24 protein-coding genes are annotated in these 22,198 nt (G+C 52.7%); 9 read left to right on the top strand and 15 right to left on the bottom strand.

Annotated elements, in window-relative coordinates; all coding sequences use genetic code 11:
* Positions 1-157 precede the first annotated feature (157 nt).
* The 6 genes from DZE2538_RS18715 (at position 158) to DZE2538_RS18690 (ending at position 3,594) form a co-directional block, all read left to right on the top strand.
* A complete protein-coding gene (locus tag DZE2538_RS18715; RefSeq protein WP_038916969.1) occupies positions 158-607 on the top strand; it encodes a hypothetical protein in 450 nt (149 codons plus the stop codon).
* Positions 608-944: 337 nt separating this feature from the next.
* Entirely contained in the window at positions 945-1,307 is a 363-nt protein-coding gene (locus DZE2538_RS18710) for a hypothetical protein (RefSeq protein WP_038916968.1), read from the top strand.
* Positions 1,308-1,430: 123 nt separating this feature from the next.
* Positions 1,431-1,850 carry an SMI1/KNR4 family protein gene (locus DZE2538_RS18705; protein ID WP_038916967.1) on the top strand — a complete coding sequence of 140 codons (420 nt, stop codon included), beginning with the start codon at positions 1,431-1,433 and terminating at the stop codon, positions 1,848-1,850.
* A gap of 82 nt (positions 1,851-1,932) precedes the next feature.
* Positions 1,933-2,211: a YrhB domain-containing protein gene (locus tag DZE2538_RS18700; RefSeq protein ID WP_038916966.1), complete on the top strand. Its 279-nt coding sequence runs from the start codon at positions 1,933-1,935 to the stop codon at positions 2,209-2,211.
* Positions 2,212-2,496: 285 nt separating this feature from the next.
* A complete protein-coding gene (locus tag DZE2538_RS18695) occupies positions 2,497-2,760 on the top strand; it encodes a hypothetical protein (protein WP_038916965.1) in 264 nt (87 codons plus the stop codon).
* Between the two features lie 438 nt (positions 2,761-3,198).
* The gene (locus DZE2538_RS18690) at positions 3,199-3,594 is read left to right on the top strand and encodes a DUF6911 family protein (protein WP_038916964.1); all 396 of its coding nucleotides are present in this window, start codon (positions 3,199-3,201) and stop codon (positions 3,592-3,594) included.
* Positions 3,595-3,851: 257 nt separating this feature from the next.
* On the opposite strand, the gene phoA is transcribed toward DZE2538_RS18690, so the two are convergent.
* From phoA to DZE2538_RS18675, 3 genes are all read right to left on the bottom strand, one after another.
* Positions 3,852-5,276, bottom strand: coding sequence for an alkaline phosphatase (gene phoA, locus DZE2538_RS18685; RefSeq protein WP_038909280.1), 1,425 nt, complete (start codon positions 5,274-5,276; stop codon positions 3,852-3,854).
* A gap of 152 nt (positions 5,277-5,428) precedes the next feature.
* Complete coding sequence (gene tpiA, locus DZE2538_RS18680) at positions 5,429-6,199, bottom strand: triose-phosphate isomerase (RefSeq protein ID WP_012886548.1); 771 nt, start codon at positions 6,197-6,199, stop codon at positions 5,429-5,431.
* Between the two features lie 141 nt (positions 6,200-6,340).
* Positions 6,341-6,934 (bottom strand): DUF1454 family protein, encoded by a 594-nt coding sequence (locus DZE2538_RS18675; protein ID WP_019846435.1) that lies wholly within the window; start codon positions 6,932-6,934, stop codon positions 6,341-6,343.
* A 148-nt stretch (positions 6,935-7,082) separates the two neighbouring features.
* Between DZE2538_RS18675 and DZE2538_RS18670 the strand changes: the two genes are divergently transcribed.
* Positions 7,083-7,508: a DUF805 domain-containing protein gene (locus tag DZE2538_RS18670; protein ID WP_023640999.1), complete on the top strand. Its 426-nt coding sequence runs from the start codon at positions 7,083-7,085 to the stop codon at positions 7,506-7,508.
* Positions 7,509-7,564: 56 nt separating this feature from the next.
* Here the strand turns inward: DZE2538_RS18670 and fpr are convergent, their stop codons facing one another.
* From fpr to DZE2538_RS18650, 4 genes are all read right to left on the bottom strand, one after another.
* Positions 7,565-8,311 carry a ferredoxin--NADP(+) reductase gene (gene fpr / locus DZE2538_RS18665; RefSeq protein ID WP_038916963.1) on the bottom strand — a complete coding sequence of 249 codons (747 nt, stop codon included), beginning with the start codon at positions 8,309-8,311 and terminating at the stop codon, positions 7,565-7,567.
* 124 nt (positions 8,312-8,435) lie between these two features.
* On the bottom strand, positions 8,436-9,446 hold the full coding sequence (glpX, locus tag DZE2538_RS18660; RefSeq protein WP_023640997.1) for a class II fructose-bisphosphatase: 1,011 nt from the start codon (positions 9,444-9,446) through the stop codon (positions 8,436-8,438).
* A gap of 146 nt (positions 9,447-9,592) precedes the next feature.
* Entirely contained in the window at positions 9,593-11,104 is a 1,512-nt protein-coding gene (glpK, locus tag DZE2538_RS18655; protein WP_038916962.1) for a glycerol kinase GlpK, read from the bottom strand.
* Between the two features lie 27 nt (positions 11,105-11,131).
* The gene (locus tag DZE2538_RS18650; RefSeq protein WP_019846440.1) at positions 11,132-11,983 is read right to left on the bottom strand and encodes an MIP/aquaporin family protein; all 852 of its coding nucleotides are present in this window, start codon (positions 11,981-11,983) and stop codon (positions 11,132-11,134) included.
* A gap of 611 nt (positions 11,984-12,594) precedes the next feature.
* Here DZE2538_RS18650 and zapB point away from each other — a divergent pair.
* On the top strand, positions 12,595-12,837 hold the full coding sequence (zapB, locus tag DZE2538_RS18645; protein WP_012886541.1) for a cell division protein ZapB: 243 nt from the start codon (positions 12,595-12,597) through the stop codon (positions 12,835-12,837).
* Between the two features lie 64 nt (positions 12,838-12,901).
* Here zapB and rraA read toward each other — a convergent pair whose 3' ends face one another.
* From rraA to priA, 7 genes are all read right to left on the bottom strand, one after another.
* Positions 12,902-13,387, bottom strand: a complete 486-nt coding sequence (gene rraA / locus DZE2538_RS18640) for a ribonuclease E activity regulator RraA (RefSeq protein WP_012886540.1) — start codon at positions 13,385-13,387, stop codon at positions 12,902-12,904.
* 164 nt (positions 13,388-13,551) lie between these two features.
* Entirely contained in the window at positions 13,552-14,469 is a 918-nt protein-coding gene (locus DZE2538_RS18635; protein WP_012886539.1) for a 1,4-dihydroxy-2-naphthoate polyprenyltransferase, read from the bottom strand.
* Positions 14,470-14,641: 172 nt separating this feature from the next.
* The gene (gene hslU, locus DZE2538_RS18630; protein ID WP_012886538.1) at positions 14,642-15,973 is read right to left on the bottom strand and encodes an HslU--HslV peptidase ATPase subunit; all 1,332 of its coding nucleotides are present in this window, start codon (positions 15,971-15,973) and stop codon (positions 14,642-14,644) included.
* Between the two features lie 9 nt (positions 15,974-15,982).
* Entirely contained in the window at positions 15,983-16,513 is a 531-nt protein-coding gene (gene hslV, locus DZE2538_RS18625; protein WP_012767897.1) for an ATP-dependent protease subunit HslV, read from the bottom strand.
* A gap of 85 nt (positions 16,514-16,598) precedes the next feature.
* The gene (ftsN, locus tag DZE2538_RS18620; RefSeq protein ID WP_071603594.1) at positions 16,599-17,555 is read right to left on the bottom strand and encodes a cell division protein FtsN; all 957 of its coding nucleotides are present in this window, start codon (positions 17,553-17,555) and stop codon (positions 16,599-16,601) included.
* Between the two features lie 51 nt (positions 17,556-17,606).
* Entirely contained in the window at positions 17,607-18,677 is a 1,071-nt protein-coding gene (cytR, locus tag DZE2538_RS18615; RefSeq protein ID WP_019846443.1) for a DNA-binding transcriptional regulator CytR, read from the bottom strand.
* A 304-nt stretch (positions 18,678-18,981) separates the two neighbouring features.
* Complete coding sequence (gene priA, locus DZE2538_RS18610; RefSeq protein ID WP_038916960.1) at positions 18,982-21,204, bottom strand: primosomal protein N'; 2,223 nt, start codon at positions 21,202-21,204, stop codon at positions 18,982-18,984.
* 250 nt (positions 21,205-21,454) lie between these two features.
* Between priA and rpmE the strand changes: the two genes are divergently transcribed.
* Positions 21,455-21,670 carry a 50S ribosomal protein L31 gene (gene rpmE / locus DZE2538_RS18605; protein ID WP_023640994.1) on the top strand — a complete coding sequence of 72 codons (216 nt, stop codon included), beginning with the start codon at positions 21,455-21,457 and terminating at the stop codon, positions 21,668-21,670.
* Between the two features lie 114 nt (positions 21,671-21,784).
* Here the strand turns inward: rpmE and metJ are convergent, their stop codons facing one another.
* Positions 21,785-22,102: a met regulon transcriptional regulator MetJ gene (gene metJ / locus DZE2538_RS18600; protein WP_012767902.1), complete on the bottom strand. Its 318-nt coding sequence runs from the start codon at positions 22,100-22,102 to the stop codon at positions 21,785-21,787.
* Positions 22,103-22,198: the final 96 nt, after the last annotated feature.

Raw genomic sequence — 22,198 nt, 5'->3', positions numbered from 1 at the left:
CTGTGAACACCATGCAGCACGGGCAGGTGCATATTTTTAACAGCATCCCGTCGGTAAGCCTGACTCCGGTGAAGCGATTTCGCTGAGCGGTAGTAACATTTCAAATCTATAAATCCTAATGGGGTGACGATATCTGATAAAATTCAAGGTTAAAGAGATGATGAATAGAGAAGATAGATGCTTGCTTTCTGTTATTGAAAAAATTGGGAATTTAGAGTGGAAACGCTACAGTGAGCGTTATCCTGAAATATGGAACAATGATCACTTTGAGAGAACTGACTGCTCTAATATACCTCCTTCTACAAGTTTTCGTTTTAAAGAAGAAAATCCCAATGTGATTAAGCTTCTCCGAGAGGCGTTAGATTCTTATAAAGGGAGGCTTCAATGGAGTCTGATAGAACAGCCTAAAGAATATACAGAAGGCGTGAATCGATGCATTATGCCTAAATATGTAAAAGAAATAAGAGAAAAAAGACATGAAACATTTGAGGTTTATGATTATATATCGGAGCACTCGCCAGAATTTGGCCTAATGGCGTATGAAGATCTTGTTGGGTTGGCTGACCATGTGCGTTTAGTATTCAAAGATGCTGGATATGATATGTAAATGTTCATGTGATTTTTTAGCAATTTATTAAGACGAATTAAGACGAATGTTGTATTAATTGACTATGAGTATCTCTGTTCTTTCTCTGTACCAGCCAGACTCTGCGTACCACCTCAATTGCTCTTCACTCATGAGCATAAGCGGTCTGAAAGTACTTTAGGAAATGTTTTGTGGCTACCGCTATGATGGACTTTCCCAAAAACATCCGATCAAGGTTATGTCCCGACAGCCAGGCACTAAAAATAAATACCCCAGTATGACCGGGGGGACTTGGGGAGAGTCAGCTAATCAGCTAATCAGCTAACCAGGGTAATGCTTGATATTGTGAGGTGATGGTATGGGTGGAAGTTTATTTATCGGTTGGAATGATAATGGGCAAAGGGAAAGTAATTTTCAAAGGACCGGGGGCTTCGTTAATAGGAGTTATTGGGATGCCTTTGGCGATCTGCTGGATGCTGTTTTTTTACCAGACTACCCGAAACTGCATGAAATAATTAAGTCTGAAGAAGGTGAGTATCTGAAATTTTATTCATTTGTTGAGTTAGATAAGGTGAGTTTTAACCAGGCTGTTAAGCTAATCAGGGATTATATTGTGAAGCAACAAAATCCGACAAAATGGCAAAAAATGGCGATTGTTGTGTGGGAAAATGTTGCAGTTCCTTACATTATTCAGGATGAGCGTTATGACGTTAATCCATAAATAAAGTAACGGACCTCTATATTAACGACAACAGTATCCTCCCTGGGATAAGTTGTTCTGAATTTAACAAATGGGATTTCGGTTGCTCGAAGTATATAACCAATGAACAGGGATTGGTATTTTATGAAAAATGAATTGGACGAAGTTATCAAAGAGATAGAGTTATTATCTAATAATGAAAGACTAAATATTGCACTGCCTGATGATGGATTAATAATGCAGTATGAAGTTGAATTGGGAGTTAATTTTCATGAAGACTATAAAAAAATCCTAAAGGAAATTAGCAATGTTTTCTATGGGGCAATTGAGTTGCTCACTTTGAACAGAGATAAAACGTATTATAGAGAACTATCTTCGGCAGTGAAAGATACGAAAGCTATGGGTGTTCCTGATAATTGGTTACCTATATGTGAAGATAATGGGAGTTATTACTGTATATTGCCAAATGGTGAAATAAGGTACTGGACTCCCGATGGTTATAGCGATGAATCATGGAAAAATATAGCATCTTGGGTTAAGAGTGTGTGGATTGAAGGGAATTGAAGATGACCCCTGATCTGCGTCTGGATCGTCGCTTTATCAGTCCGACTCTCATTGATTCATTTAAAATATTGAGAACAGAAAAATGATTACTTTTGATGACGCCATAAAAAAAGCAAATGAATATTTGTATGATGGATCCATTCCCGTAGTAATAACATCTTTGGGGCGTTTTTCGGGTGGATGGTTTTTCTGTTTTCAATCCAGAGAATATCTTGAAACCGGCGATAATAGTGCGTTACTTGTAGGTAATGCTCCTTTTATAGTGGATAAGGATACCGGAGAAATACATGAGCTTGGAACAGCTTATCCTCTTGAAAAATACTTGCATGATTATGAAGAAAGGAAAAATAGCCTGAGTTAAGACAACCTCTCAGGCTCCCATAAAATTTATCCTGAGAGTTAGGCGTGCAACAAGTAAGGGGACGACAGGATGGCGAGTTCAGACAAAAAACGTCTGGATAAGAACACATTTATGCTAGTCGATATTTATAACCCTGCAATTCTAACCTACGCATACCACCAGGCAATGAGTTGAGAGCAAACAGTTTCTGAGTTTCATGTTGAAAACTGCCTGTAGGTGTAGTAGATAACTGATGGTGTAAAATGGCGTTTGTAGACTACAGCGTAAGCACTATAGGGAGGGACGATGAAATTCAAAAATGAGTCAGTAAACGGAGAGGATAGATATGCAATAGGGATTGAGTTAGATTCTGGTAAATATTTTATCTCGATACCAGTTAGAAATAAATTTATTGAGTACTCTGAATTTTATGAAATAGATAAAAATGAATTTTTAGAATTTAAAAAGGAGATTGCTTTAGCTATTCCTTTGGCAGAGAAATGCAGAAGGCATGAAAATGACAATAAATTAATCTTGCCTCCACCGGATGATCGTGGTGAGGCATTTTAAATGTTCATTGTGGGGTTAACTATGTCTTGCATGAAGAATATAGATGGGATGTAGATTAATCATAATCACCCAATCTATGTGCGAATAAATTTCACATGATAATTTTTATAGTTTTTTTATTATCATCAGGATGTGACTAAAGTATAATTACACCTATTTTAAAGTCATGCGTTTTTGATATTTTCATGATTTTCAATCATCAGCAGGTATCCTTCTGGCATCAGGTTACTCAGGAATTTCTGGGGATGCCGGTTGTTATATTTACATAGCCAACGTTCCGTTATTTATCTGATGTCATTCAGTTTTTTGAAAAAAATTAATTGATTGAATTGTAAAGATAATAATGGCGGTGTGCAGATCTAACGATATATAAAAATAAGTAGTGGTGTTCTGTATTGATAATAGTGGTATAAAAAATTTCAATAGGGAGATGAATTGATGAAATCTGAACTTGAAGCAGAATTTTATCTATCAGGTAGAAGCTCTTTTACTAGAATACGTAGACCCGAATGGTCTGACGTTGAGGAATTATTGTTAAAACTGAGGAATAAGAAGGGGTCAATGAGGCTTGTTGTATTGCCTGAGCCTAGTGTTGGTCCAGTAAATATAGATGTCTCAACAGAAGAGGGCTTTTATCTGATCACGTTGTTGGAATATTCTGAAAATGACTCTGATGTTCGCTCATATTGGAATATGTCAAAATCAGATAACAGAGTTATTGTTTTCGGTAATTACTGGCCTGAACGCCAGCTTATAAGAGACTTCGATCTTGTTGTCATGATCTTTAAAGAGTTCTTCGTTACTGGCAACGTATCAAAAGATCTTCTGGATTAATATATAGGTCTCGTGTGGTGCTCACCGTGCAGCCATCATGATGCGTATTTTTAACTATATCTCACCGTTGGTGAGTTAGGCTGCCATAAGCTACTAAGTCGAGCTGCCTCTGGCTGAGCCTTAACACGATGAGGGTGCGGGCCAAGAATGGAGTCTTACCACGTAATTGCATTATCTGGTTAATATACAACCAGTGGTGTCTTTTACTCCCACAAAGAAACGGGCCACAGGAGTACCGTGGCCCGAAGATGACTTTATTACTTCAGGCCCATCGCGTTTTTCATGGTGTAGAACAGGTCGGTTTGGTCGGTCAGCCCCACGACGTTGGCGGCGTGCGGGCCGTAGGCGGCGATGCGCAACTGGGTGCCGGTGTGGCCTTGGGATTCCTCTTCCGAGTTACCGTAGCTGATGGTCATCACCGCATTATCTTTGGTGTTCAGCGCCTGCGTCAGGCCCGGTGCTTTGGCTCCATTTTCGATAATCTGGCTGGAGTGGGCGTGGTCGGCGGTGACAATCACCAGCGTGTTGCCGTCACGACGGGCGAATTCCAGTGCTTTTTGGACCGCTTCGTCCAGGTCGACGGTTTCGCCGAATTGACCACATGGGTTGGCGGCGTGGTCCTGTTTGTCGATAGACGCGCCTTCAACTTGCAGGAAGAAACCGTTTTTATTCTTGCTCAATAACTGGATAGCCTTATCGGTCATTTGCGCCAGTGTCGGCACGGTGGCCGCGCGTTTGGTATTCGGCTCACAGGTTACAACCGGTTTGTCCAGGTTGCCGTGGTAGCTCGCTTGCGGCCCCTGCCAGCGCACCGGCATGTTGCCATCGGCGAATAGCCCCAGCACCGGCTTGCTCTGCGTGGCGGCGGTAACGGCGTTCATGCCATCGAGATCCGTCACGATGTGGTAGCCCAGCGCTTCCGCCTGTTCTTTCAGGCTTTTCCCCTGATATTTACCCGCTTTGGCGAGTTCTTTAAAAGTGGCACCGCCACCGCCCAGCGTGACATCAGCACGGGTGACCAGTAACTGTTCAGCAATAGAGCCGCGACCGCCGTTTTCCAGTGCGTTGGTCGGGCACTGCTGGCTGGTTTTTTCCGGGCCGTAGCACTTGCGGGAGGTCACGTGGGACACCATGGCGGCTGGTGTGGCGTCTTCCAGTTCGGCGGTAGAGACGTTACCCGTCGCTTTGCCCGCCGCTTTAGCGATTTCAATCAGTGTCTTATGGTCTTTGCCATCCACATCAACGCCCAGTGCGCCGTTGTAGGTTTTGACACCGCTGGACCACGCGGTGGCCGATGCCGCGGAATCGGTGACGTAGTCTGGTTTACGGGTTTTCTTGTCCAGCGAGTAGTGGGTGTACTGGCCTGTCAGCGGCAGTGCATCGATACCTTTGAAGAAGCCGCCAGCCCCCATCGCGTAGTTGCGTGCGGCCGTGATTTCCGAATCGCCCATGCCGTCGCCAATCAGCAGAATCACGTTTTTGGCAGTCTTCGCGTTGAGTGAGGCTTTCAGCATCTCGGTCTGATCGGCACTGAGGCGGCGGGCACCACCGGGCTGGGTGATGTCTCCCTGCGCCTGGCGTTGGTAGTCGGCGCTGGCGGCCAGTGCGCTACCTGCTACCAGTGTCATCATTAGGGAAGAGAGCAGTGTTTTGCGAATAATAGCCTTACGAGTCATTTTCATTCACTCTTGGTTAAATTAAGTAACAAATAAACACGACTGGTAAAACCTAGACGGGAAAAATGACAAAATAATGAATGCAGGCGGAGTCAGTGGGAAAAAGGCATAAAAAAACGGCTCCAGTCTGGAGCCGTTGTGCGGTGTTCGGGCAGGAATCAGGCCAGGCCTTTGGCTTCGGCCGCGGCTTTAACGATAACGGCGAACGCATCGGCTTTCAGTGAGGCACCGCCCACCAGCGCGCCGTCGATGTCCGGCTGGGTGAACAGCTCAGCAGCGTTAGCCGCATTGACCGAGCCGCCGTACTGGATGATGACCTGTTCAGCGACTGCCGCATCCTGTTTAGCGATGTGGTCACGGATGAATTTGTGCACGGCCTGTGCCTGCGCCGGAGTGGCGGACTTGCCGGTGCCGATGGCCCATACCGGTTCGTAGGCAATGACTGTGTTTTCGAACGCTTTCGCGCCCAGCGTGTTCAGCACCGCGTCCAACTGACGTGCACAGACCGCTTCGGTCTGGCCCGCTTCGTTTTCAGCTTCGGTTTCACCGATGCACAGTACCGGAATCAGGCCGGTTTCTTTCAGCACGCCAAATTTTTTGGCGATAAACTCATCACTTTCATGGTGATAGGTACGGCGCTCGGAGTGGCCGATGATGATGTATTTCGCGCCGATGTCTTTTAGCATCTCAGCGGATGTTTCACCGGTGAAAGCGCCCGCAAGGTTGACGTCCACGTTCTGGGCACCCAGCACAATACGGCTGCCAGCCAGCTGGTGTTTCGCCTGATCCAGATAAATAGCGGGCGGCGCAATGGCTACGTCACAACCGGTGACGGCGCTCAGTTCTTTGCGCAGGCCGGCGATCAGTTCGTGAACCATGCTGGTGCTGCCGTTCAGCTTCCAGTTGCCCATGACTAAGGGATGTCGCATCTTGTTTCCTCCAGGCGAATTGCCAGTTAATCAATACATGGCTGCGTCAGGCAGCCACTCTGACGATGATACAGAACTGCCGATAGTATAGAGTCGAAATGGCGCGGTGGCTCTGTTTTTCGTGCCTAATTCTCGATGTGATCACGAATCAGATAGCGCTAGCTTAATCGGTTCAACAGCGAAGGTTAGCCCTTTTTCGCCATGATCCGCCACAACATAGCGCAATGCCCCCTCAGTTTGCTGGTAAAAGCGCTGCCCTTTGCCTTTTTCCAGCAATGTCTCGATTTTTTTCAGGCTTTGTTCGTTGGTGAGCGATGGCATAAAAGTGCGTACCAGTGCTGCCATGTAACCGATGGCTTGTTTACGTCGCCCGCTTTGGTCGGTGTCTTTAGGTTTGGGAAGCCAGGTAATTTGCATGGTTTTAATCTTGCCGGTGCCTTTTTCCAACGCGGTGGATGAATACAGATGATCGTTGATACGGCTGGCTGCACGCGTCAGGTTCGGTGAGTCGTCACCGGTGTCGATGACCCGGTATTCACTAATCGGCAGTGACGGGTTACTCAGGTTATAACGGGTACGAAATTGCACGATGTTCATGTCGAACGTGGGAGAACCCGGCAGCAGGTAAGGGGCGGCAGTCGGGGTTTGAGGCTGGAATAAGCCGTCACTTCTGGCAAAGGGGGGGCAGAGTAGGCCAGCAGACAGGCAACAAACAATCAGCAGGGCATTTTTCATCATCAGTTTATTCGTATCGTCACTCACTGTTGGCACGCTGTGTGATTAAAGCGGGATTCAGGATCAATTGTCAAAATGTGCGGTAAAAAACACAACCTGACTTAAGGTAAACTCATACCCGTAGAACCGTATTCGGGGATAAGAAGACATGACAATACAACAATGGTGTTTTTCGTTTCGTGGCCGCGTTGGTCGCCGGGATTTTTGGTTAGGGATGGTGATCGTGCTGGCGCTGATGGTGGGATTATTCGTGTTGGCCGGTACCGGTTGGCTGGATACCCAGAAGGCGGCGTTTGTACTGGTGATGCTGATGTGGCCGCTGACGGCGATACTGGTCAAAAGGCTGCACGATCGCAACCGAAGTGGCTGGTGGGCGTTATTGCTGGTGGTGGCCTGGATGTTGGGTAACGGCAATTGGTCGATGCTGCCATCGCTCGCACAATGGGGCGTAGAGCGTTTTTTGCCGACGCTGATTACTGTGATGATGTTGCTTGATTGCGGCGCGTTTGTCGGCACGACAGGTGCGAACCGTTTCGGACCGGCAGCGGAACCGTTGCGGTTCCGCGCGTCCTGAGTGCAGTGTGTTTCTACCGTTTTGTGGTTACTCGACGGTCGTCGGGATAGTCGGGATTACCAGTAGTGCTCGCTGGTCATATGGCCGGGACGACGACGCAGGTGTTTGCTCATCTGCCGCGTCTCTTTGAGCAACTGCTGGGTATCTCGCACCATCTGCGGGTTGCCGCATAGCATGACGTGGCTGGTAGCGGCATCCATTGGTAAGCCGACTGCCTCTTCCAGCGCGCCGCTTTCAATCAGTGCCGGTACGCGGCCAGTGAGTGAGCCGGGCTGTTCCTCCCGGCTGACAATGGTCTGGATGCGTAACTTACCGTTGTAGCGCTGTTCCAGTTGTTGCATCAGTGGCAGATAGCTTAGGTCGCGAGCGAATCGAGCAGCGTGGACCAGCACGATGTTTTTGAACCGCTCCAGGTCGCGCCCTTCCTGCAAAATCGACAGATACGGGCCGATGGCGGTACCGGTTGCCAGCATCCACAGGGTATCGCAGTCCGGGATCTCCTCAAGTACGAAGAAACCAGCCGCTTCCTGGGTTACCAGCACCTCATCGCCTGGCTGGCAACGGTGCAGATGCGGGCTGAGCTTGCCGTCCGGCACGTTAACCAGATAGAACTCCAGCAGCGTGTTGCTGGGTGCGTTGACGTAAGAATAGGCGCGCTGTACCCGCTCGCCACCCAGTTCCAGCGCCAGTTTGGCGAACTGCCCGGCGGTAAACGGCGCTATCGGCGCTTCCAGCCGCAGGCTGAATAAATTTTCCGTCCAGTGTTCAACCTGAATAACTTTACCGGTCACCCACTCTGCCATGGTTATCTGCTCCTGTTTTTGATCTCTCGGGTGTCACAGGGCTGTGTGCAGCCGAGCTTTACGATACGCGATCTATTAACAACAGTGAAACAATTCATGCTGAGCTGCGCATCCCCTGCCGTGATTACAGCAGAAAGTCGTGCAACGCCTGATCTTTGCGGTCCAGGTAATGGGTGGAGCTGATACGACGGATGGTTCGTGACTTGCCGCGGATCAGCAGCGTTTCGGTGGTGGCGATATTGCCACGGCGTGAAATGCCCTCGAGCAGGTCACCTTTGGTGATGCCGGTGGCGGAAAATATCACGTTGTCGTTGCGCGCCATGTCACTCAGTGCCAGTACTTTGCCTGCTTCAATGCCCATTTCGCGGCAGCGTGCTAATTCCTGCTCGCCCAGGCGGCGGTTCTCCTCGTTATCTTCCTTCACCTGATGGCGGGCCAGCAGGCGCCCCTGCATGTCGCCATCCAGCGCACGGATCACCGCCGCAGAAATAACGCCTTCCGGCGCACCGCCGATGCCGTAAAGTACATCCACTTCGCTTTCCGGCATGCAGGTCAGAATAGACGCGGCCACATCGCCATCAGGAATGGCAAAGACTTTTACCCCCAGCCGTTGCATATCCGCGATGACCTGATCGTGGCGCGGTTTGGCCAGTGTGATGACGGTCAGTTCGCTCAGTGGTTTACCCAGTCGCTCGGCAACGCGTTTGAGGTTCTCTTCCAACGGTTGGTCAAGATTGATAGCGCCTTTAGCCTGCGGACCGACAATCAGTTTTTCCATGTACATGTCGGGTGCATGCAGGAATGCGCCCTGCTCGCCGACAGCGAGTACTGCCAGAGCGTTCGCCTGCCCCATAGCGGTCATACGGGTGCCTTCGATCGGGTCAACGGCGATGTCTACCGCGTCGCCGTTACCGGTGCCCACCTGTTCGCCGATATAAAGCATCGGGGCTTCGTCAATCTCACCTTCACCGATGACAATCTGGCCGTTGATGTCGACCTGATTGAGCATGATGCGCATCGCCTGCACGGCAGCGTTATCGGCGGCGTTTTTGTCGCCGCGCCCCAGCCACTTGTAGCCGGCCAGCGCAGCGGCTTCGGTCACGCGGGAGAATTCGATGGCTAATTCACGTTTCATGGATACCAGTCCTGCACAGGGAATTAAGGAACAAAAGAAGAGTTCAGTCGGGGCGTTATGGTAACACAGACGTGTTGGCGGGCGGGTGAGGGGGAGGGAAAGAAAAAGGGCGCGATAGCCGCGCCCGATCAAGGATAGTGGTGATTTTACTCGTCGTGATCTTCCCACGCACGTGCGCGTTCCACCGCTTTTTGCCAGCCACGATAGCGGAAATTACGTTCCACGGTTTCGATGCTGGGGCGGAATTCACGCTCAATGGTGGCCTTGCTCTTCACTTCGTCCAGATCGTTCCAGAAACCGGTAGCCAGACCCGCCAGGAAGGCAGCACCCAGCGCGGTAGACTCGCGTACTTGCGGGCGCTCGACGCGCGTACCCAGAATGTCGGACTGGAACTGCATCAGGAAGTTGTTGGCGACAGCACCGCCGTCCACACGCAGCGCCTGCAAGCGGGTATCGGCGTCAGCCTGCATGGCATCCAGCACGTCACGGGTCTGATAGGCGATGGATTCCAGCGTAGCGCGGATAATGTGATTCGCGTTGGCACCACGGGTCAGGCCGAAAATCGCGCCACGGGCGTACGGGTCCCAGTAAGGTGCGCCCAGACCGGTAAACGCCGGTACCACATAGACGCCATTGGTGTCTTTCACTTTGGTGGCGAAGTATTCAGAGTCCATCGCGTCGCCAATCAGTTTCAGCTCGTCACGCAGCCACTGGATAGACGCACCGCCGATAAATACCGCACCTTCCAGCGCATAGTTCACTTCACCGCGTGGGCCGCAGGCAATGGTCGTCAACAGGCCGTGTTTGGAGCGAACCGCTTCTTTACCGGTATTCATCAACAGGAAGCAGCCGGTGCCGTAGGTGTTTTTCGCCATACCCGGCTGTACGCACAGCTGGCCGTACAAGGCGGCTTGCTGGTCACCGGCGATACCGGCGATAGGAATACGGGTACCGCCTTTGCCACCAATATTGGTCTGGCCGTACACTTCAGAGGAAGGACGGACCTGCGGCAACATGGCACGTGGGATATCCAGCACGTCCAGCATGCGTTCGTCCCAGTCCAGTTTATGGATGTTGAACAGCATGGTGCGTGAGGCGTTGGTGTAATCGGTGACGTGGACGCGACCCTGAGTCATTTTCCAGATAAGCCAGGTGTCGATGGTGCCGAACAGCAGTTCGCCACGACGGGCACGTTCACGCGACCCTTCCACATGGTCAAGGATCCATTTCACTTTGGTGCCGGAGAAGTACGGGTCAACCACCAGACCGGTGTTGGCGCGGATGTACTCTTCCATACCGTCTTTTTTCAGCCTTTCGCAGATATCTGCGGAGCGGCGGCACTGCCACACAATGGCGTTATAAATCGGCTTGCCGGTCTCTTTTTCCCACACCACAGCGGTTTCACGCTGGTTGGTAATACCGATACCGGCCACTTCATCGCTGCTGATGCCCGCTTTCGCCAGCACCTCTACCAGCGTGGAGCTTTGCGACGCCCAGATTTCCATCGGGTCATGTTCTACCCAGCCCGCTTTGGGGTAAATCTGGGTGAATTCCCGCTGGGATACGCTGACGATGTTGGCGTCATGGTCAAACACAACAGCTCGTGAACTGGTCGTACCCTGGTCGAGCGCGACGATGTATTTTTTTTCCTGGTTCATAAACGTAATCCTGTTAGCGGAGTAGGGTCAGACCTTACGGGTTTGGGCAGAAGCCGCCGTGTCGGTGTCGCTATCAATAGCGCAGACATCACAAGGCAAGTTACGGCCAATCAGGGTGCGATAACCAAATGCGCCCAGACAGGCTCCGACGATCGGGGCGAAAATCGGTATCAGTATATAAGGGATGTCACGTCCGCCAGTCAGCGCGATTTTGCCCCAGCCAGCGAAGTAGGCAAACAATTTCGGACCGGCATCACGCGCCGGGTTCATGGCAAAGCCGGTCAACGGGCCCATTGATGCACCAATCACCGCGATCAGAATCCCGATTAACAGCGGTGCCAGCGGGCCACGCGGAATACCATTGCCGTCATCGGTTAGTGCCAGAATCAGACACATCAAAATAGCGGTGATAACGGTTTCCACCATGAAGGCCTGCATCACTGAAATGTGCGGGTTCGGATAGGTAGAGAAGACACCTGCCAGATCGAGGCTTTCCACACTACCACGCACAATATTGTGCGTTTGTTCGATGTTATCGAACAGGTTGTGGTAGAGGCCATAAACCAGTGCCGCCGAACAGAACGCGCCTGCGACCTGTGCAACGATATAAGGCAGGACTTTGCGGCCATCGAAGCAGGCGAACAGCCACAGGGCGATGGTGACCGCAGGGTTGAGGTGAGCACCGGAAATCGCGGCGGTCAGGTAGATCGCCATCGCGACCCCCAACCCCCAGATAATACTGATTTCCCATAGCCCCAGACTGGCGCCTGCCAGTTTCAGAGCCGCTACACAGCCAACGCCAAAGAAGATCAGCAGGCCAGTACCGAGAAACTCGGCAACGCACTGGCCTTTAAGGGTAGAAATATCAGATTGACTCATAATGCTTGTTCCTGCTTGTAGGCTACAGCATGGTGGTTGACGCATTCCTCTATGGGTCTGCGCGTTTCAGGCCTGTCTCGTTCATCTTTGGCGATTCGCGGTCAGGCTCTTTTTGTATTTCGGATGTGAATTTATCGTTAATGTTCGAAAACGAGAAATATCGAAATCAAAATGTGTGTGATGCGTCAAGAAAATGCGCGCATTCGCGTAATTAGACACAAAACTGTCATCTGGTCAGCGGATAGGTGTTAATCAGGGTGTTAAATTTATTAACATTAATATCGTTTAACAATAATTCGGGCAATTTTCGGCCTGTACTGATAGCGCATGAGCGAAAAAGCAGGCAGAGTCGCTGTTTTACCGGCAGTGCGCTGGACACGTTTGATCTGGCTACATACAATTTGGCTGGCGTTTACGTCCGGCGTCGCCATAACAGCCATAACAGATGTGCAGGCTGAGTGCACAAGGCGGCATGAGATATCTGTTTGTGAAACCCGTGTCGGTGCATACCTGCTCGCGGGATACCGTGCGTGGCACACCTGTTCGTGATACATCTGTGATACATCTGCGTTAACCGGCTCAGGCCGTGCGATCAAAAGGGGTTAGAAGTTATGTCATTTGAAGTGTTTGAGAAGCTGGAAGCGAAAGTTCAGCAGGCGATTGACACGATCACGCTGTTGCAGATGGAAATCGAAGAGCTGAAAGAGAAGAACAATACGTTGTCGCAGGAAGTGGAGAGCATGGCGGGTAACCGTGATGCATTAATGAGCGAGAACGAGCAACTTAAGCAGGAACAGCTGGTATGGCAGGAACGTCTGCGTGCGCTGCTGGGTAAAATGGAAGACGTTCAGTAACCGCCGACGTCACACAGACAACGGCACACAGGGCGTCAGTTGACGCCCTTGGCAACCTGGCTGGTTATTCCAGATCCAGCGGGTCTTCAGACAGGATAATACCGGTGTTGTCAGCATAAAGGTGATCGCCGGAGAAGAACGTCACACCACCGAAATTCACCCGGATATCCGTTTCACCAATGCCTTCGCTTGCTGCACCCGCCGGTGTCGCCGCCATCGCCTGAATGCCGATATCCAGCTCCGATAAATCGTCTACCTGACGTACCGCGCCATAGACCACGATACCTTCCCATTCGTTTTGCGTGGCCAGACGGGCCAGTTCAGCGTCAACCAGCGCACGGCGTACGGAGCCGCCACCGTCGATCAGCAAGACGCGGCCACTGCCGTTTTCTTCCAGTACATCGAATAGTAGGCCGTTATCTTCAAAGCATTTTACTGTGACGATTTTGCCGCCGAATGAACTACGTCCACCAAAATTGGAGAAAAGAGGCTCAACGACATTGACCTCTTCATGATAGATATCACACAGTTCGGAAGTATCGTATTTCATAGGAGTCACGTTTGTTGCCGCTGGGGAGTGTGGGACTGAGTATATCCCTTTATGTTTGTTGTTGGCAAAATCATCAACAGCGGCTTTGACCCGCATCAGTAATCGGTTGTGATTTTGCCAACCAGCACAAACGTGTTGTCCGTTCCATCCTGACTGAATCCGGTTTAGCTCAGCAGTACGCCTACCGCGAACAACAAATTGGTGAGTAACGCGCCTTTCACGGTTTTTTCCAGCATCGGACGCATGCTGAACGCGGTGGTTTCGCGCATCACATAGCGGCCTTGTTTCACCAGTAACGGCAGTGCCAGAATAAACAGCCAGCCCGCCAGCGTATGCAGATACAGCATCGCGAAGAGGGCCAGACAAACCGGCGCCGTCATCAGTAACATCATGTGGTAGCGGCGGGCCTTATAAGCACCGAGCCGTACCGCCAGCGTGTTTTTGCCGTTTTCCCGATCACTGTCGATATCGCGCAGATTGTTGATATTGAGCACTGCGACGGCCAGCAGGCCACAAGCGGTTGCTGGCAGGATAACGCTGCTGTCGAAGTGGCCGGTTTGCAGGTAGTACGACCCGGCTACGCTGAGCCAGCCAAAGAAAATCAGCACCGAGATATCACCCAGCCCAATATACCCGTAAGGTCGGTTGCCGACGGTGTAGGTAATCGCGGCCAAAATCGCCAGCAGGCCGAGCGCCAGGAATACCACGATATCCACCGGTTTTTCGCAGGCCAGTGCTACCAGCGCGCTACCGGATACTGCGGTTAGCAACACGGTGATGAGCAGCGCCTTGCGCAGTTCCGCCAGCGTGATAGCCCCCGTCTGGATGCCGCGTAGCGGGCCGATACGGTCTTCCTTGTCGCTGCCTTTCACCGCATCGCCATAGTCGTTGGCCAGATTGGAGAGAATCTGCAACAGCCCGGCGGTGATCAGCGTCAACAGCGCGACGCCGGGTTTGAAATTGCTGTGCCAACAGGCGATGACGGTGCCGGTAACGATGGAGGCAAAAGCCAGCGGCAGCGTCTTGGGACGCAGGCTGTCGAGCCAGGCTTGAGTTTTGCTGCTATGTGTCAATTGGGTCATGGTGTTAACTGGGTCATGGTATTAATGGGATCATGGTGTTTATGGGCCATGCTATCAGCCAGGTTGTGGCGCGTTAAGTGCAGGAATAATGCAGCCTGGTGACGGCATCAAAAACAACAGTGGGAGGCCAACGCCTCCCACTGTTTGGTCATCAGTGCGATCCGCGAACGGATTATAAGATAAATCGGCTCAGATCTTCATCTGCTACTAACTCATCGAGGTGACTGCGTACATAATCTGCATCGATCGTCACGGTTTGGCCGTTCATTTCACTGGCACCGTAGGACACATCCTCGATCAAGCGCTCTAATACCGTATGCAGACGACGAGCGCCGATGTTTTCCGTACGCTCGTTAACCTGCCAGGCCGCTTCCGCGATACGGCGGATACCATCCGGCTGGAAGGTGATGTTAACGCCTTCGGTTTCCATCAACGCCTGATACTGACGGGTCAGCGAGGCGCTGGGTTCGGTCAGAATACGCTCGAAGTCTTCGGTGGTCAGCGCCTGCAACTCAACCCGGATCGGCAGACGGCCCTGCAACTCGGGGATCAGGTCCGATGGGCTGGCAACCTGGAACGCGCCGGACGCGATGAACAGGATATGGTCGGTTTTTACCATGCCGTGCTTCGTGGACACCGTACAGCCTTCCACCAGTGGCAGCAGGTCGCGCTGGACGCCTTCGCGTGATACGTCCGGGCCGGAGGTATCGCCCCGTTTGCAAATCTTGTCGATTTCATCGATGAAGACGATGCCGTGTTGCTCCACCGCCTCAATCGCCTGCTCCTTGAGTTCTTCCGGGTTAACCAGCTTGGCGGCTTCTTCTTCCACCAGCAGTTTGAAGGCCTCGCGAATCTTGATCTTGCGGCTTTTTTGTTTCTGCCCTGCCAGATTCTGGAACATGGATTGCAACTGATTGGTCATCTCTTCCATGCCGGGAGGGGCCATGATTTCGACACCAACCGGTGCAGCCGCCAGTTCGATTTCGATTTCTTTGTCGTCAAGCAGCCCTTCGCGCAGCTTTTTGCGGAATGCCTGACGAGCAGCGGACGGCTCATGGTTCTCTTCCGGCTGGCCCCAGTTGTTCTTGGCCGGGGGAATCAGCACGTCCAGAATGCGTTCTTCGGCCAGTTCTTCAGCGCGATAACGGTTTTTCTCTATTGACTGCTGACGCACCATTTTAATGGCCACGTCGGTCAGATCACGGATGATGGAATCCACTTCCTTGCCGACATAACCCACCTCGGTGAATTTAGTCGCTTCTACCTTGATAAACGGCGCGTTAGCCAGCTTGGCGAGGCGACGGGCGATTTCCGTTTTACCCACCCCGGTTGGGCCGATCATCAGGATATTTTTCGGGGTCACTTCATGGCGCAGGCTCTCTTCCAGCTGCATGCGACGCCAGCGGTTACGCAAGGCGATCGCGACGGCGCGCTTTGCTTTGTGCTGTCCGATGATGTAGCTATCAAGCTCGCTGACTATTTCGCGCGGGGTCATTTCAGACATAGTGGATCCTTACGCCTTGGAGGCTAATTCTTCAATCGTGTGGAACTGGTTGGTGTAGATGCAAATATCACCCGCAATACCCAGTGATTTTTCGACAATCTCCCGGGCGCTTAATTCCGTGTTTTCCAGTAAAGCGCGCGCCGCGGCCTGTGCATAGGGGCCACCGGAGCCGATGGCGATCAGGTCGTTTTCCGGCTGAATTACATCGCCGTTACCGGTGATGATAAGCGACGCATTTTCGTCGGCGACAGCCAGCAGTGCTTCCAGACGACGCAGCATACGGTCAGTACGCCAGTCTTTCGCCAGTTCCACTGCTGCTTTAACCAGATGACCCTGATGCAGTTCCAGCTTGCGCTCAAACAGTTCAAACAGAGTGAAGGCATCCGCGGTGCCACCAGCAAACCCGGCGATAACCCGATCGTTATACAAGCGACGCACCTTGCGTACATTGCCTTTCATTACGGTGTTGCCCAGGGTGGCTTGCCCGTCACCGCCAATCACCACCTGACCATTGCGACGCACACTTACAATTGTTGTCACGAGTTTATCCCCGTTACTGAGAAAAAGACCCCCGCGCGGACGCGGGGCGTATTGACGATAAACATGGGGGAGGGGCGAGGGGTTTTCAACCCCCGCTGGCTAACGGGATGCAGTTGGATTGCCCCATACCTTTGAGCTTTTGTGCCATTTTGTCGGCGAGAGCGCGGCTGTTGTACGGACCGAGCATGATTCGGTGCCAGCCACCGCTACTGGTGATACGACTTTCTACACCGGCAAACGCCAGTTCTGCGCGTACCGACTCTGCGGGTTCAGTGGTTTTGAACGAGCCACATTGCACCATCCAGCGCTGTTCTTTCTCTGGTTTGTTCTCAGATTTGCTGTCCGGCTTGGTGTTGTCGGTTTTAGCTGTTTCTTTGGCCGCTGCCGGCGGTTCTGTTTTCGTTACCTCTTTACGGGGTTCCGTCTGTACCGGTTTTGGGGCCGTTTGCGTCGGCGTGGTGGCGTTCGACGTGGCATGACGCGGCGTTGTCAACGGGGCGGCAGTCGTCGTGCGTGGCGTCATCGGTTGTATCGTGCCATTGGTATTGGTACTCGATACACCGGGCACCACGGTTTGCGTTCGGGGTGTGTTAAGAGAGCGGGCCTGCATCTGGCTCTGATCGTTGTAAGGCACTTCCGTCAGCGTTGTCGGCTGGCGTTTCATGTCTGATTGCATCTGTTCGAGCAGTTGGCGCTGTTCATTGGTCAGTTGGCCTGTTGACTGGATTTCTCCCCCTGCCGATGGTTCGGTCGGCGACGCCACGCCAATCTGACGGTTTTCCAGCTCTTTGATATAACGCCAGCGTTCTTCCGGTTTGGGCGGCAACCCATTGCCTTTGGTGCCCTGATGCGGCAGGACCGGCGATTCATCCGGCTTATTGTGGGCGATAAAATAGAGTCCACCGGCAAACGTGACCAGCACGGCAACGGCCAGCGCTATCATAGTTTTAGATGCGCCTGAGGACCCCCCTCGTTTCCGGCTGGATGTTTTTTTCCGGCGCGTTCCAGAACGCCCCCGGCTGACATAGTCTCGTTGTGCCACAATCGTTTCGTTGCTAAGAAAATAGGTAACAGGTCGCCATGTTACTGAACCCTAAAATGTTTGACCAGCACCGGAATTCTTAAAGCCTGTAACACGCAGCGGTGGAGCGGCAGTACTGTCGCGAATAATCAACTGACTGGACATTAGCCGTGACCCGCGAGCCACCTTGTGTTGCTGCAATTGCGTCAGCAGCAACAGCGTCGCTTCACGACCAATATCGTAGCGCGGCTGAGAAACGGTAGTCAGCGCCGGAAAGCAGTGGCTGGCCTGGGCGATGTCATCAAACCCGATAAGCGACAGGTCTCGTGGGACGTCCAGCCCCATTTTCCGCGCCTGGGTTAACGCACCCAGCGCCATCACGTCGCTATGGCAGAAAATCGCGCTGGGGGGAGTCGGGTGTGACATCAGCGTTGTCAGGCCGCGCGAGCCGGTATCGTAACTAAAATCGCCGTGTACGATGTACTGGTTGTCGATAACCAGCCCACAGCGTCGTAGCGCCTGAATATAACCCTGCAGCCGATACTCGCTGAGCGGAATCTGCTGTGGGCCGGCAATACAGGCGATGCGCTGATGCCCTAACTGATGGAGATAACTGACGGCTTCAAACGCGGCGGTCAGGTTATCAATGTGTACCGTGGGCATATCCAGCTCGGGCGCAAACTCGTTTGCCATCACCATCGGCGGAAGATGACGACGCTCATCTCTACCCGCATCGAACGGCAGTTGCGACCCCAATAACAGGATGCCGTCTATCTGGCGGGTGGCAATCAGGTCCAGAAAGGTTTTTTCTGTCTGGCGCTGGTGCGCGCAATCGCCGATCAAGACCAGATAACCGCGTTCTGCGGCGGTTTCTTCGATGCCGCGCAGCATTTCGCTGAAGAAGGGGTCGCAGATATCAGGCACCAACGCCAGAATCGTTCTTGATTCATGCCGCTTGAGATTACGAGCAAGGTTTTGTGCAGAGTACCCCACTGCCAGCGCAGCCTGCTCCACCTTCTTGCGGGTCGCAGCCGAGACTTTCTCCGGGTTGGTCAGGGCGCGTGACACCGTTGCGGTGGAGACGCCAGCCTTATCGGCCACGTCTTTCATGGTTGCGGGTGGGATGAATCTTTTCTGCTCCAACGCATTTCCTCCTTGCGTCAGCGTTTACTGGCGCCGTAGTCAGGGGGGCCGTTATGACTGGTCGGCCGCCGTTTTACAGAATGTCTGATCCGCCATGCGGCAAGCGCGGTTATGACATGCATGGCACTGATGGTGCGCCAACTGCCTGATCAGCATACTGCTTCCGCCATCACTCTTAACAGATTGCGCCCAGGATTTATCGAATAATTTACGCCTGTGCCGTTTGGATTATCGGTTTTTCGGTATTGTTCGCAAAAACCGTTGCTGCGACTGGCACCGCTCAGGCCCGCGGCGCAGAATCGGCTCAACTGTCTGTCGGGTCGACATCCATGACCCATTTCACCTTGCGGGTTTGCGGTAGGGTATCAATCAACACCATAGAATGACGGATGATGCGCTGCAGCGTGGCGCGCGATGGGTGTTGCAGCAGTAATTGCCAGCGAAAACGCCCGGCACGTTTTGGCTGCAATGCGGGGACCGGTCCCATCAGCCACAACGCGTCGTCGCGCAGCGGGCTGGCTTCCAGCAAATTGCGTAACTGCTGCAGGAACAGGCTGGCCTGCTGATTGTCATGATCATCGGCCCGGAACAGAACATGGCTGGTAAACGGCGGCAGAAATACGCTCTGGCGTTCTTGTAGCGTCTGGCTGGCGAACGCATCGTAGCCCTGATGCAGCAGCGTTTGTAACAGCGGGTGCTCCGGGTGATGGGTCTGTAGCACGACTTCACCGGCTTTACCGGCGCGCCCGGCGCGCCCGGATACCTGCGTGTAGAGCTGGGCGAAGCGCTCGGTGGCACGAAAGTCGGCGGAAAACAGCGAACCGTCGACATCCAGCAACGCGACCAACGTAACGTCAGGAAAATGGTGTCCTTTGGCCAACATCTGGGTGCCGATCAGAATGCGGGCACCGCCCTGGCGGACTTGCGCCAGTTGCTGCTCCAGCGCGCCTTTACGGCTGGTAGTATCGCGATCAATGCGGGTGATGGGGGTATCGGGAAACAACGCTGGTAGCGCCTGTTCGAGCTGTTCGGTACCCAGACCCACCGGCACCAGATGGGTGGAGCCGCATTGCGGGCACTGCTGCGGCACCGGACGCTGGCTGTCGCAGTGGTGGCAGCGCATCATGCGCTGATGTTGGTGCAAGGTGTAATAGCTGTCGCAGCGCTGGCATTCGGCTATCCAGCCGCATTCATGGCACATCACCACTGGCGCGAAGCCACGGCGGTTAAGGAACAGGATAACCTGATTATCCTGTGCCAGATGATGTCGAACACGCTGGATTAACGGTTGCGACAAGCCGCTGGTCAGCGGTAAGCCTTTCAAATCCAGCAAGTGTTGCTGAGCCAGCCGGGCGTTGCCCGCGCGTTTGCTCAGCCGTAACTGGCGGTACTTGCCAATCTGTACGTTGTAGAGCGTTTCCAGCGCGGGAGTGGCGGATCCCATCACGATGGGGATATCTTCCTGCCGGGCGCGAAACACCGCCAGATCGCGCGCATGGTAACGCCAGCCTTCCTGTTGCTTATAAGAACCGTCGTGCTCTTCGTCGATGATGATGAGCCCCAGTCGCGCAAAAGGGGTAAACAGCGCGGAACGCGTACCAATCACAATGGCGGATTCACCCTGTTTCGCCCGTAACCACACCGACAACCGCTCGCTGTCATTTAACCCGGAGTGCAGTGCCTCTACTGGGGCATTAAACCGATCGCGAAAACGGGCGATGGTTTGCGGGGTCAGGCCGATTTCCGGCACCAGTACCAGTGCCTGCTTACCCTGCGCCAGAATATTCTCCAGTGCGCTGAGGTAAACCTCGGTTTTACCGGACCCGGTGATCCCCGCCAGTAACCAGGCGGCGAAGTGGTCATCTTCGCTGCGTATGGCTCCGACAGCGGTGGCTTGCTCCGTATTCAGGCGCAGACGTTCGCCTGCCAGGCTGAAATGTTCCCGCCAGTCCTGCACCTGCGTTGGCTGCGCACGTAGCTCGCTCAGCCCTTTTTCGCGCAACGCCTGCAATGCCGTTTCCGTCAGTGCGGTTTCCGCCACCTGATGGCGATAGAGCGGCCCTTGTAATAACGCAGCCAGCGCCTGCTGTTGTTTGGGCGCACGCTTTAGTGCACCTAGCGGCGTGGCACGGCCTTGCTCGGTGGCGAACCACTGCCAGAGCGGGGCGCGATGGGCTGGTTTCCCTTGCCGCAGGAGTATCGGCAACGCATGGAATAACACTTCGCCAATCGGGTAGTGGTAATAGTCTGCCGCCCATAGCAAGATGCGCCACAGGCTGTCGGGGAATAGCGGGGCGTCATCAAGTACTTCATGCAGCGGTTTGAGCTGTTCCGGCGGCAACCCACTGCCCGCGCCCAACGCCACCACGATACCGATCATCTTGCGGTTGCCGAAAGGAACGCTTACTCGCATGCCCGGTACCGGCGGTGTGACGCCAGCCGCCAGCCGGTAATCAAATGTGCGTGTCAGTGGCACTGGCAAAGCAACCTGAACAACGGGCGTGGTGTGTGCGTTCAAATGCGTCATGAAGGTCTTAGGTTATGCATCAGGGGTTGTCAGCCGTCACGGTACTGTGCGCGACGACGTTGTGCAATCTTGCCAGTACCTTGTTGAGGTAAGGCTGTGTGTTTGCGCGGATCCAATTGCATCGGGTGGTTAATTTCTGTATGATCCGCCGCCTTTATACCTCGTAGTATAAAGACTATTTCACTCAACTTCGTGTGGTGTCTGGCGGAACAGGGCCGGATAGCGACACGGCCTTAAACAGAGGTTTCCCATGAAAGAAGGTATTCACCCGAATTACGTTGAAATTACTGCAACTTGCTCTTGCGGTAACGTCATCAAAACCCGTTCTACTGTTGCTCACGACCTGAACCTGGACGTCTGTGGTGCTTGCCACCCGTTCTTCACCGGTAAACAGCGTGTGGTTGACACCGGCGGTCGTGTTGAGCGTTTCAACAAACGTTTCAGCATGCCAGGCGCCAAAAAATAATTGGCTTCTGCGCTGGGGCAGAGAATCGGTTAACCGGTTATTCTGCCAAAACAAAGGCACCTTCGGGTGCCTTTGTTGTTTCAGCGGTGCTTTCCTGTCTGCTTCACAGCCTGCTCAGTATTCCCACGTATCCGGGTCAATCCCCATTTCACGCATAATCGCTTTGGCGGCTTCAGGAATTTCATCGCCGCGCTCTTTACGCAAATCGTCATCATTGGGTAAGGGTTGGCCGGTAAAAGCGTGCAAGAACGCTTCACACAGTAACTCGCTATTGGTTGCGTGACGCAGGTTGTTGACCTGACGACGGGTACGCTCGTCTGTCAGTATCTTCAATACCTTCAAAGGGATAGATACGGTGATCTTCTTAACCTGCTCACTTTTCTTGCCGTGTTCAGCGTATGGGCTTACATATTCGCCATTCCACTCAGCCATGGGATACCTTAAATATTGATCGTGATAAAAACAGTCACTGGCACAAAACGCCATAATTCTAACGATTATTGCAGGGATGCTCAATCTATACGCAAA

This window comes from Dickeya zeae NCPPB 2538 (assembly GCF_000406165.1).
Lineage (GTDB): Bacteria > Pseudomonadota > Gammaproteobacteria > Enterobacterales > Enterobacteriaceae > Dickeya > Dickeya zeae.
Note: the sequence above shows the minus strand (reverse complement) of the source record. Positions and strands in the feature narration are given on the sequence as shown.